The 2,113-nt window shown below is 67.5% G+C and carries 2 protein-coding genes; both read right to left on the bottom strand.

Annotated elements, in window-relative coordinates:
- Positions 1–405, bottom strand: a 405-nt coding sequence (locus VFA16_RS08935; RefSeq protein ID WP_324967463.1) for a hypothetical protein, incomplete at its 3' end; no start/stop codon positions are given.
- Positions 406–616: 211 nt separating this feature from the next.
- Positions 617–2,113 (bottom strand): CYTH and CHAD domain-containing protein (locus VFA16_RS08930; protein WP_324967462.1); only part of this gene is annotated, 1,497 nt, incomplete at its 5' end.

Genomic DNA, 2,113 nt, shown 5'->3' with positions numbered 1-2,113 from the left:
TGGTTGGTCCATCCCCTCACCCTGATCGATTGCACCAACGTGCGTCATGCACGGTATTGCGTAATTCGATGCATCAGTTGTCTGAGCCTGCGGTGGGGTAGCTATACGCGGTGAATCATGGTTTTTCATGCACGGCCTCGTCCACGGTGCGACACCGGTCAGATCGCAGACGATCACGCCGCCGGTCGCTGCGCGACGCAGCGCCAACCCCAGCGCGGCGGGCAGTCGGGCAGCGGTGAGGACATCGACTTCACCGGTCGCCGCCACGATGATGGCGTCGGCGTGGCCGCGAGTATCGACGGTCAGCAGCATCTCGGCGTCGTCTGGTCCGATCAGTTCGTCGTCTGGTCCGATCAGTCCGTCGCCTGGTTTGACAAGTTCCACGCCAGGCTCGGGCTCATGCACCGGGCCACGATACCCGGAACAGCAGAAGACACCCGGGGCGCTTTGGCCGACCCCGGCCCCGATGGTGCCGACATCACGGCGGCCGCGGCTCGGTCCTGTGGATACGGAAATCAGCTTGCACCGAGGTGGCCAACCCCTTCATTCGCGCCCGGCGTGGCCTGGGGCGCCGGGATAACGGCTCGCTACTAGATCAACGGTTTGCTGCACCGACTCATGCGTATAGCCAGGCGGTGTTTTTGCGCTTGCGCATCTGCTTCCACGTAGCTGGAAGGCTTTTTTCGGCCTGCTCGGCGCGCGCAGCTTCGGCTGCGTACATGAGACCGTAGGTGAAGCCGTTGCCACCATCGAGATGGGCTTGTACGGCCAGTTCGCGCAGCACCGGTCGCGACACAGCGGTGTCTTGATGGTCGCCAAGGAGTTGCTGGACGGCCTTGAGGCGTTTGCGTAACCGGGCGGCCGGCTTGCCAAGCGTGGGCTCGACGGCCTCAGTGGCATAGCGCAGGCGTTTGGCAGCCTTGCGGGTTTCGTGCAGGGCCACGTCACGTTCCGGCCCGGGAGGTTGGCGGTCAGCGTCGGCCATCCGGGATTCGACGCGACGGTAGGCACGCCGGACACTTTTGGGCAGCTCCGTCTTGGCTTTGCGGCTGGCCCGGTTGGTCAGCGGCGGATCAGCCAGCAACGCGTCGAGCCGGTCATGCAAGGCCAGGTAGCGGTCACTGTTTAAGGCCGCGAGAGCGGCGGCGCGGGCGTCGGCCTGCCGGCGCTCAAAAGAGCGGGTGAACGCAGCCTCGACGGGCCCGAGCTTAAGCTCGTCGGGGAATTCGGCGAGTATCGCCGTGAAACGCTCGGCCATCACTTCGGCGTCTCGGGCCCCGCCCAGCTCGCCGGCCACCCACTTCAGCTCCGTGGTGACGTCCCGGGTTTGGTCCCGGTCGAGGATGCGACCGAAGGCTTGCAGCGTGCTGCGCATCCGGCGAGCGGCCACCCGCATCTGGTGAACCGCGTCGGGCGCGTCCTGCCGCACCAGCGGGTCATACCGGCGCAGCTGCCGAACCTGTGACGCCAGGTACGCCCGCACCACATCGCCCGCCGACCGAGTCCGCTTGGCCTTGGCAGCGCTGACGCCGGCCGGTGTCCGATCGGCCAGCAACCGACCCAACTTGGACGACGAGCCCGCACGCTGGGCGCCCATCTGGAGCAACCGGCGTTCGATGCGGTCCAGTAGTTTGGCCTGGGCGTGTTCGGCGAGTTCAACCTCCACCTCGCGCCAGGACACGGTGGTGGTCTGCTCACCCATGCTCCGGGCAGTCACGTGATCGTCGACGAGTTCCGCGATCGCCTGCCCGCCATCGTCGGCGAGCACCCAGCGGCGCCGCCGAGTGGTCAGCTCAGCCACCGGGGCCAGCGCGGCGCCGCGGGTATAGACCCGCGTCAACGCCACCAGTTCCGCTGGCGGGCGGCGGGCGGTGCCTCCCAGCGGTAGCCGCAACTCCTGCCGGCTGTCCGCGCCTGCCGGCAGCTTGAGGTGCCAGCCCGCGTCGGACCCACCTTCTCGACGCCGCAGCGTGATGCCCTCGCGGATCAGGCGCAGGTCAGGGGTATCGAAGTACACCGCCGCCAATTCCTGTTCGTCCGGGCCGGTTCCGGCGGCGAAGCCGAGCAACCCTGCCGGGTCGGCCAGCTCCCAGTCCTCGACTGCCTCGTACTT

The organism is Mycobacterium sp., assembly GCF_035653355.1.
Taxonomy (GTDB): Bacteria; Actinomycetota; Actinomycetes; order Mycobacteriales; family Mycobacteriaceae; genus Mycobacterium.
This window is presented reverse-complemented; position numbering and strand designations above follow the sequence as displayed.